The organism is Prosthecobacter sp., from assembly GCF_014879935.1.
In the GTDB taxonomy this organism is placed as follows: Bacteria; Verrucomicrobiota; Verrucomicrobiia; order Verrucomicrobiales; family Verrucomicrobiaceae; genus Prosthecobacter.
The window spans coordinates 14,491-29,869 of record NZ_JACSRD010000188.1; the positions used below are offsets into that span (position 1 = coordinate 14,491).

Here is a 15,379-nt window from a genome sequence, read left to right on the forward strand (position 1 = left end):
TCTATTCAAACTTGATGTAAGCGAAGCCTTGCAGTTGCAGGTCGATGAGTCGTGGAAAGGCACCGACGACGAGTTTCACGCCAGCCATCAGCTCTGTGGGCTTCACGCCCTTTTGCTGCATGGTGTTTTCACACAGCTCGATCTGCACACCGCGCTTGATGAGTTCAGCGAGGATGTCGCCATTGGGATTCGCCGCTTCGGCCCCGAGACGCTTCCGCGCCTCGTCATTCACCACCGCTGCGATGCCCGTGCCGTGATAGACGAGATGCAGATGCACCTGATCAGCGGCGATGCCGTGCTTCTGGTAGGTGTTGATGAGCTTGCGGGCATAAAACAGCCCTTTGTTCACGCCTTCATGCTGCGCGTCATCGGTCACTTGATAAACGATGCGCAGGTTCTCCCGCACCTGGATGGGAATGACCTCAGGCTCGGCTGCAGCGGCAGTGAGAGTCAGGGCAAAAAGGTAGATGAAGAGGTGTTTGAGCATCATGGGGTGTTCGAAAGCAAGGTTGGTGGCCGATGAGGCGAAGCAAAGTAGCCCTCTCGCTCCGCGAGAGGAGCCCGGCGCTCCGCTGCGGGATGCGTTTGAACCTTTCGGAGGCTTTGAGAGCGGACGAGAGCGCTCAGCTCATCTTGCGGAGCAAGATGGCTACGATGCTGGCGCATGATCGACATCATGGGGTTCATTTAGCAGGCAAGGTGATGCGCCACAGGCCGCGGAGGTCGCCGAGTTGGAAGCCGGTGGCTTTGTCGTCGGGGTAGAGTTTCTGGATCGCGGCGAGTGTTTCAGGCGCGATGTCTTTGCCCGGTGTGCCGTGGCATTGGAGGCAGAGCGGATTGCCGAGCACGATGGGCGCGAGGACGGCACGGCTGCCATCGGCATTCGTGATGACCTGCGGTGTCGGGGCCTCCTTGTTTGCCAAAGCGGCCATGAATGCCTCCAGCGCGGCCTTTTCGACCTCATCGGCCGCATTCTTCGGATTGCGCGGTTTGTGTGTCGCCCGTCGCAAAGTCACGCCATGAGCCGCAGCGACCTCTTGGGCGATCTGCGGAGCTTTTTCACTGCACACGCTCAAAGCGCCCGTCGGGCCGCTTTTGCCAATCGTCTCGCCCAAAGCCCCGCTGAGCTTCGCAAAGGCCTCTGCGATGATCTTCGGACCTTCAACCGCCGGATCACGAGCCGTCTGGCTGTAGGCCGAAAAGGGCAGCAGGGCGATGAGGAGCAGGCGTTTCATGGTTGAGTGTCCGGTTTCCACGACATGTAGCCGCGGTGGATGTGCTGGATGTTTTCAAAGCCGAGCTCTTTGAGCTTCGCGACCGCTTTGCGACTGCGGAATCCACCAGCGCAATAGACGAGCACGGGCTTGGCTTTGTCGAGCGAGCTGACCTTCGAATCAAAGGCCTCGTCGCCGATGGAGATGTTCATCGCCTTGGGCAAAGCGCCTTCGCTGAACTCGCCGGTAGAGCGCACGTCGAGCACCTGCGTCTCGGGATGCTCGCGGAGCCACGCATTGGCCTGATCGGCATTCAGATTGGCACAGACGCGGCCCGGCGCGGCTTTGAAAAGCTGCCGGTCCCAGCTTCCCTCATACACATACCAGATGCCAATGACGGCGACGACGATGACAAGGGTCCAGAGCATACGACGGATGATCATGAAAATTGAAACGGCTCTCACGCTCCGCCGAGCTTCTTCACCTGTTGGGAGAGGCGTTTGAGAAGGTTACTGCACACATTGTCGCACAGCTCGGTGATGCTCGGATCGGCGATGAAGCAGATGACGGTAAGGCCTTCCTTCCGGCGGCCGACCATCCCGGCATCGACGAGCGACTGCACATGGCGGGAGACGTTCGCCTGCGTGAGACCGGTGGCCTCGACGAGTTCGGAGATGTTCAACTCGCCGCCTTCTTCGAGGGCGCGGAGGATCTTGAGGCGGCTCGGCTCAGCAAGCGTGCGGAACCAGGAGGCGATGAGCGCCAGCGCCTCGTCGGTGACAGGCGGGAGCGCCTTTTTATTTCGTGCGGAGGGCATGATTTCAAAAAGGGTTTTCAGACAGCTACTATATGCGTATAAACTCATACAGTTGGGCATGAGTTCACCATGAACGCGGTTTCGTCCACAAGAAATCTTCGTCTGGCGGCAAGGCGGCTGGTTGGAGTGGTGGGTTTTGGAGTGGTGATCACCCACCACCCCAACACTTCATTGCCGCGATTCGTCACTTGGGCTGTTTCTGCCTCCGGAGGTGCTCCATGAGCGACTTCACGGCCTTGCTTTGGAAGCGATATGAGTTCCACATCATGGCGACGGTGCGCTGAGGCTTCTCGCCGCTGAAGGAGCGATAGACGCGGTGCACGCTGGTGTCGATCTTCCGCGCCATGGCAGGCACGATGGACACGCCGTGATCGAGAGCGACGAGTTCCTGCACGGTGGCGAGCTGGCTGGTGCGCTCGACGGTGACGGGCTGCACGGCTTTGCGGCGGCAAAAGCTCGCGATGTTGTCGGTGAGGCAATGAGCTTCGTTGAGCATGACGAAGGGGAAATGCTCCACCGCGTCGATGGCGACGGTTTTGCTGCTGGCGAGCGGGTGGCCCGACGGCACGACGAGGAGCAGTTCTTCATCAAAGAGCGGCTCGACTTCGAGATTCTTCGCGAGCAATGGCAGCGCAAGGATGGCGAGGTCGATCTCGCCGTGATTGCAGCGCTTGATGAGGCTTTCCGTCGTGTCCTCCTGCACGATGACCGCGATGTCGGGATGCTTTTTGGCAAAGCTGCTCAGCAGGCCGGGTAGAAAGTAGGGCGCGATGGTCGGGATGGTGCCGAGGCGGATGCGTCCGCGGCGTCCGGCCTCGGAGAGTTCGGAAAAGGTATGCTCCATGAGCTGGAGGATGTGTTTCGCCCGTTCGAGCAGCAGCTCGCCGATCTCGGTGAGCACCACTTCGCGCGGTTTGCGCTCAAAGACAGGCTGGCCGAGTTGGTCCTCGAGTTTTTGAATCGCCCGGCTCAGGGCGGACTGCGAGAGATGCAGCTCCTCCGCGGCGCGGGTGAAGTTTTTCGTGCGGGCCAGAGCCACGAATTGTTCGAGAAGCTGGAGGTTCAGGTCGCTGCGCATGCATCAGACTAGCGATGCGCGGCCTGCATCGCAAGCATTCAGACAATGCATTGGATGCATCGCAGGTTCTCCGGCAGGACTTTGCCCGTGCGGTCACTCACTCGTGGTCGCGCCTCGAAACCACCAACCCCAACCTCATCATGAAAACCTCCACAACCCAGGCCTTGCTTGCCGCTCTGATGCTGACGCCGGTGGTGTCCGCCTCCGCGCAGGACCAGCAAGCCGCCTCCAAAGCCGATCCCGCCATGAACGACCTCAGCAAATGCCCGGTGATGGGCTCACCCGCCCCAGCCAGCCGTCACACCGCCGCCAGCGCCATGTCGAATCGCGACTGGTGGCCGAACCAGCTCAATCTGAGCATCCTTCACCAAAACTCGCCGAAGGGGAATCCGATGGGCGAGAGCTTCAACTATGTCGAGGAGTTCAAGAAGCTCGATTACGCCGCGCTGAAGAAGGACCTCACCGCATTGATGACAGACTCGCAGGACTGGTGGCCCGCAGATTGGGGGCACTACGGCCCGTTCATGATTCGCATGGCCTGGCACAGCGCGGGAACGTATCGCGTCACCGATGGTCGCGGCGGCGCGGGCTATGGCACGCAGCGTTTTGCGCCGCTGAATAGCTGGCCGGACAATGGCAATCTCGACAAGGCGCGTCGCCTGCTGTGGCCGATCAAGCAGAAGTATGGCAACAAGATCTCGTGGGCCGATTTGATGATCCTCGCAGGCAATGTCGCGCTGGAATCGATGGGCTTTCAAACGCTAGGCTTTGCCGGAGGTCGAGCAGATGTGTGGGAACCTCAGGAGGACATTTATTGGGGGCCTGAGAGCGAGTGGCTCGGTGACAAGCGCTACAAAGACCAGCGCGATCTGGAGAATCCACTCGCCGCGGTGCAGATGGGCCTCATCTATGTGAATCCCGAAGGTCCGAACGGCAATCCTGACCCGCTCGCCGCCGCAAAAGACATCCGCACCACCTTTGCCCGCATGGCGATGAATGATGAGGAAACCGTCGCGCTCATCGCAGGCGGTCACACCTTCGGAAAAGCGCATGGAGCAGCCTCCGCGAAAAATGTTGGCCCCGACCCCGAGGCCGCGCCGCTGGAGGAGCAGGGACTCGGCTGGAAGAACAAGCATGGCAAAGGCAATGCCGGTGACACCATCACCAGCGGCCTCGAAGGAGCGTGGACCAGTGCTCCGACTCGCTGGACGCACATGTATCTGACGAATCTCTACGCCTACGACTGGGAGCTGACCACCAGCCCTGCGGGTGCGAAGCAGTGGGTGCCCAAAAACGGCGCAGGCAAAGGCACCGTGCCCGATGCACACGACAAATCGAAGTCGCACACGCCGATCATGTTCACCACCGACCTCGCGCTGCGCATGGACCCAGCGTATGGCAAGATCACGAAGCGCTTTCTCGAAAACCCGAAGGAGTTCGAGCAGGCCTTTGCCAAAGCGTGGTTCAAGCTCACGCATCGCGACATGGGACCGCTCGCCCGCTACCACGGCCCTGAAACACCGAAAGAAACCTTCGTCTGGCAGGACCCCGTGCCCGCGGTCGATCATGAACTCATCAACGAGCAGGACATCGCGAAGTTGAAGGCGCAAATCCTCGACTCCGGCCTCAGCACCTCCGAACTCGTCGCCACCGCATGGGCCTCCGCGTCCACCTTCCGCGGCAGTGACAAGCGCGGCGGAGCCAACGGAGCCCGCATCCGCCTCGCGCCGATGAAGGACTGGGAGGTCAACAACCCCGCGCAACTCGCCAAAGTGCTCGCCGCACTCGAAAAAGTGCAGAGCAACTTTGGAAAGAAGGTCTCACTCGCCGATCTCATCGTGCTCGGTGGCAACGCTGCCATCGAAGCCGCCGCGAAAAAGGCCGGTCACGATGTCACTGTGCCCTTCACGCCCGGTCGCACCGATGCCACGCAAGAGATGACCGATGTCGAATCCATCGCTTACTTGGAACCCAAGCATGATGGCTTCCGCAATTACCTCGGCCACGAGCTTGATCGCCCTGCGCCCGAGAACCTGGTCGATCGCGCCCAACTCCTCACGCTGACCGCGCCGGAGATGACCGTGCTCATCGGCGGCATGCGCGTGCTTGGCACGAACACCGGCCATCCAGATCTCGGCGTGCTCACCAAGAACCGCGGCGCCCTCACCAACGACTTCTTCGTGAATCTCCTGAGCATGGACACCGAGTGGAAGGTCTCGCCGCGCTGCGAGCACTTCTACGAAGGCACCGACCGCAAGACCGGCCAGATGAAATGGATGGCCACCAGTGTCGATCTCGTCTTCGGCTCCAACTCGCAGCTCCGCGCCATCGCCGAGGTCTATGCCAGCGACGACAACAAGACCAAGTTCGTCACCGACTTCATCGCCGCCTGGACCAAGGTCATGAATTTGGACCGCTTTGACCTGTCGAAGTGATCCGAAACCCAACCCCCCCGCAGAACCTCGTCCTGGCGCAAGCCGGGGCGGGGTTTTGTCTTGAGGATGCCATGCGGTGGGAGAGGTGAAATGAGCCGTCGAGAGCCCCGTTCACTTACCATGCACCGCCTCGCCCTGTCGCCCCTTCTTGCTCTCGCTCTTCATCTCCCCTCTCTCGCCGCTGAGCGCAGCCTCGTCACGGATGAGCCGGTGTTTGTCAAAGGCAGGCCGGAAGGCGCGGCGGAGTATGTGGCGAAGGCGGAGTCAACCGATGGGCAGCACCTCGCGCTGACGATGCAAAAGCTCCAGCAGGGCCTCGACCGCCCGTTTCTCATCTGGGCCATCGGATCGAGCTACACGAACATGCTCGGCAGCGGCGAGTTCTGGCAGCGCGAGCTGCCCAAGCGCTTCCCGAAGACGAAGCAGGTCGAGTATCGCAAGATGGTCGGCAATTCCTGCCCGTGGCAGTATCTGCGCGGCTGGGCGCGGCATCTCGTCATCCCCGATCAGCCGGACCTCATCATCACCTACACCATCGGCAATCCGGCCGACTTGGAAAAGCTGCTCATCGAGCTGCGCCGTCACACCACCGCTGACATCATCGTACCCAGCATTCACTGGCGCGAGCGCGACATCCCCCTGTGGGGCCAATCAGAAAACGCCGCGGATCAAGACGTGGCCGCCGTGCGCGAGGTCTGTCGCAGGCACCACGTCGAATTCGTCGAGAACCGCCGCGACTGGGCCGACTACCTCACCGCGAACAAGCTGCCCGTGCCCGCGCTGCTCAAAGACGCCGTGCATCAGAGCGACTACGGTGCCCACATCATCAACAGCAACATCCTCGCCCACTTCCGCGTGCCGCAGGCCTTCAGCTACGAGCCCGCGAGCCGCGAAAAGACGATTCAGCCCGAGAAACAGCCCGACGGCTCCTTCACCGCCAAATTCACCGGCACACGCATCGACCTCCACGGCATCACCGCGCCCGATGGCGGCACCTTCCGCGTCCTGATCGACGACAAACCCGCCCGCGAGGCCAATGCCTGGCTCATGAGCTATGTGCAGCCCGATGCCAAAAACGCCAAGGAAGGCAAAGGGGCCAATCCGCGCGATCAATCGCCCCACGGCATCACGCTCGGCCAAAAGATCGTGCCGCAGACCTGGACGCTCGTCATGACCAGCGACAGCGGCGACTACACGCTCACCGGCAGCGTCACCGGGCCCGACGGCAATGGGAATGCCTTCAAGCCCTTCACCAGCGCCAGCGGCCAGATCCTCATCGAGCCCGACCTCTGGCGTCGCGCCGAGCGCAACCGCACCGGCGACCGCTTCACCTTCGAGATCAAACCCGCCGTCCTCGACGAAGTCACCTTCAAAGCCGCAACCGCCACTCCCTTCGTCCTCCGCCTCGCCCAAATGCTCTCGAATGGGGATCACACCCTCCGCCTCGTGCCCGTCAAGCCCGGCACCGCCACGATCAGCGCCGTGCAGGTGTTTCAGCCGCCGGGGAGGTAGGCCGTGTCTGAAAACCGATCTGGGGCGCTCGAATGATGCGTCAGCATGGTAGATATGGTCTGTGCAAGATGAAAAAGCAGCGCGGATGAAGTTCATATCTTGGCGAAGTTCTCGACGAAGGGAGTTTGGTGTTTGAGCACGCCGAAGGCGATGCGCAGCAACTTGTTCATGAGGGCGCCAAGCGCACAGGCTTTGCTTTTCCCCCTGGCCACCAAGGCTTGGTAAAACGGACTCAGCGCGGTTGGCCGGGTGATGGTGTTGAGGGCCGCCATGTAGAGCATCTGGCGCAGCAGCGGACTGCCCTCCTTGCTCATGCGTCCGCGTTTTTGCACGCTGCTGCCGGAGGTAGTCACGGTAGGAGCCATTCCAGCGAAGGCCACCACCTCACGCGCACGGGTGAAGTCTTCGAGTCTGGGCAGTCCGCCAAGCACGGCGGCGCTGACCGTCCGGCCGAAGCCGGGAATGCTGCGCAGCAGGCGCTCGTCGCGCTGCAGGCTGTTGTGCGCGAGGGTGTGGCTGCTGATCTGTGTCTCAATGGCCTTGAGCTGCTGGCGCAGATGTTTGAGCAACTGCTGCAAGGAGGATTTTACGGCGGGGCTCTGTGCGGTTTTGAGCCGGTTGCCATTGGCGGTGACTTGCGCCACGAGGTCGCGCCGGTGCCGCACCAGGGCTTGGAGTTCGCAGCGTTCCACGGTCGGCGGCGTCCAGAGCGAGGGGCGCAGGCGCTCGACCATCAGGGCGATGTCGCGCGCATCGACCGGATCGGTTTTGGCCTTGCGCCCGAGGCTCCGAGTGAAGTCTTTGACGCGACGAGGATTGAGGTAACTGACACGGTGGCCGGCCTGATGCAGTTGCATGAGCAGAGGCAGGGCGTAGTTGCCGGTGGCCTCAACACCGGCGTGCAGGGTGCCCCCTTTGGGCGAGTGCTTCTTGAGCCATCGGCCTAGCGCCTTAAAGCCCTCGGCAGTGTTGGCAAACTCGCCGCTGTGGCTGCCGCCATCGGCGGGGAGTAAAAGATGGGCATTGAACTTGGCTTTGCTCATGTCAATGCCCAGCACGGCAATGAGGCATGGGGAGTGAACGGATGTCATGGTGGTGTGGATGGGAGTGCAGGTTGAGGTGGCGGGTCGTTGAATGGAGAAGGCTCGGAGGAGCGAGTCGGTCAGTTCGAGCTTGTCTTCGTGCTGCCAGTGATAAAACTGGGCACCTGATATGGTTCGGCTTTGTCCGACTCATCGGGGGCATGGACGCCAATCTACTATCGTGCTTCGGGCACGAGCCATCTCGCGGTCTGTCCATGCCCCCTTCCGAGTCCGCTCTGGTCAACGGCCAGCGCTACGCGCTGACTTAATTGATACAGGAGTGGGCGGAAAGTGTAGAGACAAGCCATCTCGCTCCGTCGAGATGAGCAGGCAGCGTCTGAGCGCCCCCCAGTTTACGAGAAATCGTAATCCGCTATGCCCACGAAAGCCTTTTGCTCATCTCGCGGAGCGAGATTGCTGCTTTGTTTCGCCTGAGTGAAGCCGGGAGGCCAGTCACCCCCCAGAAAAACCATTTGCTCAACCCCACTATATGCGTATAGACTCATACAGTTGAATAAAGGACCATCATGAAAACAACCACCTCCGCCCAGTCACACCTCATCGCTGCGATGGCACTCGTGGCGGCTTTTACTGCCACGTCCTGTGCCCAGCAGGGGGGCGGGCACGGATTGCCTGCAGAGGCACGGGAGCAGATCCATGCACTCTTTGACAACCACGCGAAGATCCACCGCGAGCTCAAACTCACTGCCACCGGCTACACGGCCACCACGGAGAGTGATGATCCAAAAGTCGCCGCTGCCTTGCAGAAGCATGTGAAACAGATGCAGGAGCGCCTCGGCTCCGGCCTGAGCGTGCGGCGCTGGGACCCGGCCTTCGCCGAGTATTGCGATCACTACGCGGAGATGGACCACCGCTTCACACCGACGGCCAAAGGCGTGCGCATGACCGTCACGGGCCGCAATGCCGCAGCGATCAAGATCGCGCAAAATCACGCCAAGGTCGTCTCCGCCTTCGCCGCGCAGGGCTGGACCGAGCACGACAAAAAGCACGACACCGTCCCCCGCTGAGCCTTTCCTCACCGCCATGACTCCGAACCGACTCTTCATCCTCATCGCGGCGCTCGCGGCCTTGATGGCGGGCATGCAGATGAGCCGGCAGGGATGCCCGACCTGCGTGTTGCTGCCGAAGGCACCGGAACCGGCTCCTGCCAACGATTTGAACTCCACCACCCCAAAACCATGAAACTCGAAAACGCCATCCGCGCCCTCGCCGGCACCATGATCCTTACCAGCCTCGCGCTTGCACACTATGTCAGCCCAAACTGGCTGTGGCTCACGGCTTTCGTGGGCGCGAACCTCTTTCAGTCGGCTTTCACCGGCTTCTGCCCGGCGGAGACGATCCTCAAAAAACTCGGTGTCGGCGGATCCTGCTGCACAAAGAGCTGATCCATCCACGATTCACTTCACACGATGAAACACCTCTCACGCCTCCTCCCCGTCCTGCTGCTGGCCGCTTGCGGCAAGCATGACCAAACCCCCGCGCCATCCGCGGCTCTGCCCAGCATCACCGTGAAGGTGGAAGCCGCGAAATGGAGCCCCCACACGGCGGTGGAGGAGGTCGTGGGCACGGTGCGGTCGAAACAACGTGCGGCCGTCGAGGCGAAGGTCAGCGGTCGCGTGCTCGAATACACGGCCACGCCCGGCGCGATGGTGAAAGCTGGCGATTTGCTCGCGCGGCTCGATGTGCAGGAAATCCAGGCCAAGGTCGATCAAGCCCGCGCGATGCTCGATCAGGCAAAACGCGACTTTGATCGTCAAAAGCAGCTCATCGCGAGCAACGCGACCACGCGGCAGGAATTCGACGCGGCCGATGCTCGCGTGAAAATCGGCACCGGAGCTGTCAGCGAGGCCGAAACGATGATGAGCTACGCCAAAGTCACCGCGCCCTTCGATGGCGTGGTCACGCGCAAGCTCGCCGACGTGGGCGATCTCGCCATGCCGGGTAAGCCGCTACTCGAAATCGAAGCGCCCACCTCGCTGCGCTTTGAAGCCGATCTTCCCGAAGCCATCCTCGATCGCGTGAAGCTCGGCGCGAAGATGCCCGTGCGCCTTGCGAAGGTCATCGAAGGCACCGTGAGCGAAATTTCGCCTGTCGCCGATCCCGTGAGCCGCACCTTCAACGTGAAGCTCGATCTGCCGCCGACTGAAGGCCTGCGCACCGGGCAGTTTGGTCGCGTCTCGGTGCCAGTGGCCGAGGTGAAACTGCTGCTCGTGCCTCAAAGCGCCGTTTTGAAGCGCGGACAGATGGAACTCGTCTTTGTAGCCCAAAATGGCAAAGCCGCGCTGAGGCTCGTGAAGACCGGCAAAGGGCTCGAAGGGCGAGTCGAGGTGCTTTCCGGCCTCGAAGAAGGTGAACAGGTCATCGTGAGCGAAACCGCGAAACTCACCGACGGCCAACCCGTGACGATCCAGCCATGAGCGAGCCTTCCAGTACAGTAGCCATCTCGCTCCCGCGAGATGAGCAAAACGCCCCCGCAAACCACGGCGGAGCTCAAACGACGGCCACGATGGGTGACGGCGAAAGCCGTCAGCTCATCTCGACGGAGCGAGATGGCCACTTTGCTTCGCATCTCGGCATCGCAGGTCGCATCGCGGCGGCGTTCATTGATTCCAAGCTGACGCCGCTGGTGGTCATCGCGTCCGTTTTGCTCGGCGCGGCGGCGATTGTTTTGCTGCCGCGTGAAGAAGAGCCGCAGATCAAGGTGCCGATGGTCGATGTCATGGTGGCCATGCCAGGCTCGACGGCGAAAGAGATCAAGGAACGCGCCACACGGCCGATGGAGAAGCTGCTATGGGAGGTCCCCGGCGTGGAATACCTCTACAGCACCTCACGAGACAGCGAGAGCCTCGTCATCGTGCGCTTCAAAGTCGGCGAAGATCCAGAGCGCAGCCTGGTGAAGATCACCGAGAAGCTGCGCTCGAACTTCGACCGCATCCCGATGGGGGTCACGATGCCCATCGTGAAGCCGAAGAGCATCGACGACGTGCCGATCCTCGCGCTCACCTTTCACAGTGCCCGCTACGATCACCTCACGCTGCGCCGTTTGGCAGCGCAGGTCGATGAATCCATCAAACAAGTGCCGCTCGTGGCTGAGACAACGCTACTCGGCGGTTCACGTCGCGCCGTGCGCGTGATGGTCGATCCTGTGAAGCTCGCCAGCCGCAATTTGAGTCCCGCCGGCCTCGTGCCGATGCTGCAGCAGGCGAACCGCCAATTCCGCGCTGGTGGACTCACCACGGGCAACAATGAAGTCCTCGTCGAGACTGGTGCCTTCCTCAAAACCGCCGAAGAAGTCGGCAATGTGGTCATCGGCGTCTTCAGCGGTCGCCCGGTGTATCTGCGAGAAGTCGCTGAGATCGTCGATGGAGGCGAGGAGCCGACGCAATACGTCTTCCACGGATCTAAAACGAACGACGAACCCGCCGTGACGCTCAGCATCGCCAAACGCCCCGGAGCGAATGCAATCAGCGTGGCCGACGAGGTGCTGCAGAAGGTCGAGCTGCTCAAAGGCAGCGTCATTCCCGCAGATGTCACCGTCAGCATTACGCGCAACTACGGCGAGACAGCGGCGGAGAAATCGAACGAGCTGCTGCTGCACATGGGCATCGCTGTTTTCAGCGTGGCGATCCTCATTTGGCTCACGCTCGGCTGGCGGGAGAGCGGCATCGTCGCGGTGGCCATTCCGGCCACGCTGGCGCTCACGCTGCTCGTTTTCTACCTCTACGGCTTCACGCTGAACCGCATCACGCTCTTCGCGCTCATCTTCAGCATCGGCATCCTCGTCGATGATGCCATCGTGGTGGTCGAAAACATTGTTCGGCATTTCCATCTGCCGCAAAACAAAGGCCGCAATTGGTCTGCCATCGCCGTGGAAGCTGTGGGCGAAGTCGGCAATCCCACCATACTCGCCACCTTCGCCGTGATCGCTGCGGTGCTGCCGATGGCATTCGTGGGCGGTTTGATGGGCCCCTACATGCGCCCGATCCCGATTGGAGCCAGCGCGGCGATGTTTTGGTCGCTGCTCATCGCGTTCATCGTGACGCCGTGGGCTTCGATTCGCATTCTACGTTGGGGGAAGAAATACCGGAGTCATGGAGTGATGGAGAACGGGAGTGATGGAAGTCAGAACTCCACCACTCCAACACTCCACCACTCCAGCCACGAGCATCCCGAAGACTTCTTCACGAAGCTCTACCGCAAGATGATGGGACCGCTCATCCACAGCACCGGCTGGCGCTGGGTTTTCCTCATTGGCATCACCGCGCTGCTGCTCGGCAGCATGGCGACCGTCGGCATCGGCTGGGTGAAGGTGAAGATGCTGCCCTTCGACAACAAGAGCGAGTTCCAGGTCATCCTGAACATGCCGGAAGGCTCCTCGTTGGAAAAAACGACCGCCGTCGCCCGCGAGATGGCCGCGGCGATCCGCACGGAGCCGGAGGTCACGGATTATCAGGTGTATGCCGGTGTGGCGTCGCCTTACAACTTTAACGGACTGGTGCGACACTACTTCATGCGTCGCGGAGCGAACGTGGCGGACATTCAGGTCAATCTGGTGAACAAGCACGAGCGCAAGGCGCAGAGCCACGACATCGCCAAACGCGTTCGACCAGCCGTGGCAGCCATTGCGGAACGCTATGGAGCCCGAGTTGCCATCGCCGAGGTGCCGCCAGGGCCGCCGGTGCTGCAAACACTCGTCGCGGAGATTTACGGTCCGGATGACGAAGCGCGGCTCAAGCTGGCCGAAAAGGTGAAAACCATCTTCAAGGCCACACCGGGCGTCGTCGATGTTGACTGGTATATCGAGGCCGATCAGCAAAAAGCCCGCTTCATCATCGACAAGGAAAAAGCCGCGCTGCACGGCATCAGCGCCGCCACGATCTCGCAGACGCTCAAAATCGCCGTGGATGGTGAAAACGTCGATTTGCTGCATCAGCCCGAGGAGAAGGAGGACGTCAACATCCGCCTCGAACTGCCTCGCAGTGCCAAAACCACGCCCGAGGAGCTTTTGGCGCTCCGCGTGCGTTCCGGCGATGCCAATGCGCTGCCCGAACCCGGTGCCAGCGGCTCGCCGCTCGTGCCCTTGCGCGAGCTGGTGAAGGTGGAGCACGTCACCGTCGAAAAAAGCCGCTACCACAAGAACCTCATGCCTGTGACTTACGTCATCGGCGATGTCGCAGGAGTCGTCGAAAGCCCGGTGTATGCCATCTTCCAGATGAACGAGGCGCTCAAGAAGCTCGACACGCGCGAGTTCGGTGGCAGCGGCGCGGAGTTGAAGATACTCAACGCCGCGATGCCCTTCAGCGACGACCAGCCCGCGATGAAATGGGACGGCGAATGGCACATCACCATCGAGGTCTTCCGCGATCTCGGCGCAGCCTTTGGCGCCTGTTTGATCCTCATTTACGTGCTCATGGTCGGCTGGTTCCGCAGCTTCATCACGCCGGCGATTGTCATGATCGCCATTCCGTTCTCGCTGGTGGGCATTTTGCCTGCACATGGGATGCTCGATGCCTTTTTCACCGCCACGAGCATGATCGGCTTCATGGCCGGCGGCGGCATCGTGGTGCGAAATTCGATCATCCTCGTCGATTTCATCGAGCTGCGTGTGCGTGAGGGCATGCCGCTGAGCGAGGCCGTGATCGACGCCGGTGCGGTGCGCTTCCGCCCGATGCTCCTCACGGCGATGGCTGTTGTCGTCGGAGCCGCAGTCATCCTCGCCGATCCGATCTTCCAAGGCCTCGCCATCGCATTAATGGCAGGCGAAATCGCAAGCCTGTTCATCAGCCGCATGGCCGTGCCGGTGTTGTATTACATGGCCAACAAGCATTCCCACCCTGAACCCAAACACTGACATGAAACCCAACATCGGAACCGTCGATCGCGCCCTGCGCATCCTCATCGGCCTCGGCCTCATCGCCTACGGCATCGTCAATCACTCCTGGCTCGGAGCCATCGGCGCCGTGCCGCTGCTCACCGCCTTCATCCGCTTCTGCCCGCTGTATGCGCCGCTGGGTCTCAGCACCTGCGGCAAAGGCGGCAAATCCGGCGGCTGCGGCTGTGGCGCCGGCAAGTGCGGCTCGTAACCCCATGGCACGCTACCTCATCCCCATCGCCATCGGTGCCGCGCTCGGCTCGCTCATGGGCTACTACGGCCAGTGCAGCACCGGTGCATGCCCGCTTACCTCCACTTGGTGGCGCGGTGCCTTGTATGGCGCGTTTCTGGGGCTGCTGTTCGCCTCGAGCGCCCGCGGCTAGCATGTCTCAGCCCTTCGGCTTGGCGTGCCAGATGGAGACGTTCTTGAATTGCGCCCCCTGCCCCTTGCTGATGAGGGCAACGAGGCCTTTGGCGTCCTTGTAACGCTCATGGCGGGCCTCGACCACATGCCCGTCAACTGTGGCGCGATAGTGATCACCGATGATTTCGATCGTGATGCTGTGCCACGCTTCCGGATCGAGCTTCGTTTTCAATTCAGCGAGCTTTTCGGACTTGGTGGTCTTCGAGATGCCTGACATGCGGGTGACCCAGATCGCGTCCTTCGTGACGAACGTGCGCCCAAGGTGGAGGTTTGGCGGAACGGTGTCGCGACAACCAAACGCGATATGCTCGGCCGTTCCGAGCCGGAACTGGGCGGTGAGAATGAGGTCCGTGGCCTCAAAACGCCAGGTGCAGGAGGACGGATGATGATCCTCGGCGACCTCGTCGCCATGCAGAGCTCCCTTTTCGATCCACCACACGCCGATCCCAGCGCTCCAACCGGCGATGGAGGCCTTGCGCGTCTTCGGCGCATCCTCGTCAAATGCGGTGGAAATGATCAAAGCTCCCGGCGTGCACAGCGTTGGCGGCGCGGGATCCTGCCCCAAGGCGGTGAATGAGAATGCCGCGGCGAAACAAGCGATGAAGAATGTGATTTTCACAAACGGAGTAACGCGGATGACCTGACGGCATTGCAGATCGTTTGTGCCGCCAACAAAAAGCGCCCGGCAGGTGCTGCCGGGCGCTTGAAAACAGATGGGATGATCTGATGCGGATTACTTCAGCTTCGCCTCAAGGTCGGCACGCTTCTGCATGGGCTTGCCGTTGTATTTTTCGCGCCAGCCTTTGACCTGGTCGGCGGTGACGGCGGGGGCTTTGTTGCCAAAGTTGCTGCGGACGAAGGTGAGTACCTCGGCCATCTGCGCGTCATTCAAGGCCGCGCCGAGCGGGGCCATGAGCGCACCGA

Annotated in this window: 16 protein-coding genes and 1 pseudogene; 9 read left to right on the forward strand and 8 right to left on the reverse strand. The window is 61.4% G+C overall.

The genetic code is table 11. From position 1 onward, the window contains the following. Position 1: 1 nt before the first annotated feature. The 5 genes from IAE77_RS20550 to IAE77_RS20570 form a co-directional block, all read right to left on the reverse strand. Entirely contained in the window at positions 2-490 is a 489-nt protein-coding gene (locus tag IAE77_RS20550) for a DsrE family protein (RefSeq protein WP_294230858.1), read from the reverse strand. Positions 491-683: 193 nt separating this feature from the next. Then, a complete protein-coding gene (locus tag IAE77_RS20555; protein WP_294230859.1) occupies positions 684-1,235 on the reverse strand; it encodes a DUF3365 domain-containing protein in 552 nt (183 codons plus the stop codon). Beyond that, positions 1,232-1,657 carry a rhodanese-like domain-containing protein gene (locus tag IAE77_RS20560; RefSeq protein ID WP_294230861.1) on the reverse strand — a complete coding sequence of 142 codons (426 nt, stop codon included), beginning with the start codon at positions 1,655-1,657 and terminating at the stop codon, positions 1,232-1,234. The genes IAE77_RS20555 and IAE77_RS20560 overlap by 4 nt, the downstream gene beginning before the upstream one ends. Before the next feature lie 17 nt (positions 1,658-1,674). Beyond that, the gene (locus tag IAE77_RS20565) at positions 1,675-2,031 is read right to left on the reverse strand and encodes a metalloregulator ArsR/SmtB family transcription factor (protein ID WP_294230863.1); all 357 of its coding nucleotides are present in this window, start codon (positions 2,029-2,031) and stop codon (positions 1,675-1,677) included. A gap of 184 nt (positions 2,032-2,215) precedes the next feature. Further along, complete coding sequence (locus IAE77_RS20570) at positions 2,216-3,109, reverse strand: LysR family transcriptional regulator (protein ID WP_294230864.1); 894 nt, start codon at positions 3,107-3,109, stop codon at positions 2,216-2,218. A 245-nt stretch (positions 3,110-3,354) separates the two neighbouring features. Here IAE77_RS20570 and katG point away from each other — a divergent pair, with 245 nt between their 5' ends. After that, positions 3,355-5,544 (forward strand): catalase/peroxidase HPI, encoded by a 2,190-nt coding sequence (katG, locus tag IAE77_RS20575; protein WP_345780999.1) that lies wholly within the window; start codon positions 3,355-3,357, stop codon positions 5,542-5,544. A 120-nt stretch (positions 5,545-5,664) separates the two neighbouring features. Continuing rightward, entirely contained in the window at positions 5,665-7,056 is a 1,392-nt protein-coding gene (locus tag IAE77_RS20580) for an SGNH/GDSL hydrolase family protein (RefSeq protein WP_294230866.1), read from the forward strand. A 92-nt stretch (positions 7,057-7,148) separates the two neighbouring features. On the opposite strand, the gene IAE77_RS20585 is transcribed toward IAE77_RS20580, so the two are convergent. Further along, positions 7,149-8,147, reverse strand: a complete 999-nt coding sequence (locus tag IAE77_RS20585) for an IS110 family transposase (protein WP_294230868.1) — start codon at positions 8,145-8,147, stop codon at positions 7,149-7,151. A 518-nt stretch (positions 8,148-8,665) separates the two neighbouring features. Between IAE77_RS20585 and IAE77_RS20590 the strand changes: the two genes are divergently transcribed. Genes IAE77_RS20590 through IAE77_RS20620 form a run of 7 tightly spaced genes read left to right on the forward strand, consistent with a single transcriptional unit; the run spans position 8,666 to position 14,414 of the window. Beyond that, positions 8,666-9,166: a hypothetical protein gene (locus tag IAE77_RS20590; protein ID WP_294230870.1), complete on the forward strand. Its 501-nt coding sequence runs from the start codon at positions 8,666-8,668 to the stop codon at positions 9,164-9,166. 16 nt (positions 9,167-9,182) lie between these two features. Then, positions 9,183-9,341 (forward strand): hypothetical protein, encoded by a 159-nt coding sequence (locus tag IAE77_RS20595; protein ID WP_294230872.1) that lies wholly within the window; start codon positions 9,183-9,185, stop codon positions 9,339-9,341. Beyond that, complete coding sequence (locus IAE77_RS20600) at positions 9,338-9,544, forward strand: DUF2892 domain-containing protein (RefSeq protein ID WP_294230874.1); 207 nt, start codon at positions 9,338-9,340, stop codon at positions 9,542-9,544. The genes IAE77_RS20595 and IAE77_RS20600 overlap by 4 nt, the downstream gene beginning before the upstream one ends. Before the next feature lie 24 nt (positions 9,545-9,568). Continuing rightward, entirely contained in the window at positions 9,569-10,576 is a 1,008-nt protein-coding gene (locus tag IAE77_RS20605; RefSeq protein ID WP_294230876.1) for an efflux RND transporter periplasmic adaptor subunit, read from the forward strand. Further along, complete coding sequence (locus IAE77_RS20610; protein ID WP_294230878.1) at positions 10,573-14,010, forward strand: efflux RND transporter permease subunit; 3,438 nt, start codon at positions 10,573-10,575, stop codon at positions 14,008-14,010. Before IAE77_RS20605 ends, IAE77_RS20610 begins: the two co-directional genes overlap by 4 nt. 1 nt (position 14,011) lies before the next feature. Continuing rightward, positions 14,012-14,242 carry a DUF2892 domain-containing protein gene (locus IAE77_RS20615; protein ID WP_294230881.1) on the forward strand — a complete coding sequence of 77 codons (231 nt, stop codon included), beginning with the start codon at positions 14,012-14,014 and terminating at the stop codon, positions 14,240-14,242. Positions 14,243-14,246: 4 nt separating this feature from the next. Beyond that, on the forward strand, positions 14,247-14,414 hold the full coding sequence (locus IAE77_RS20620; RefSeq protein WP_294230883.1) for a DUF6132 family protein: 168 nt from the start codon (positions 14,247-14,249) through the stop codon (positions 14,412-14,414). 6 nt (positions 14,415-14,420) lie between these two features. On the opposite strand, the gene IAE77_RS20625 is transcribed toward IAE77_RS20620, so the two are convergent. Both IAE77_RS20625 and IAE77_RS20630 read right to left on the reverse strand, forming a co-directional pair. Beyond that, complete coding sequence (locus IAE77_RS20625) at positions 14,421-15,074, reverse strand: family 16 glycoside hydrolase (protein ID WP_294230885.1); 654 nt, start codon at positions 15,072-15,074, stop codon at positions 14,421-14,423. A gap of 114 nt (positions 15,075-15,188) precedes the next feature. Next, positions 15,189-15,379, reverse strand: a pseudogene (locus IAE77_RS20630) (hypothetical protein); the annotation flags it as partial.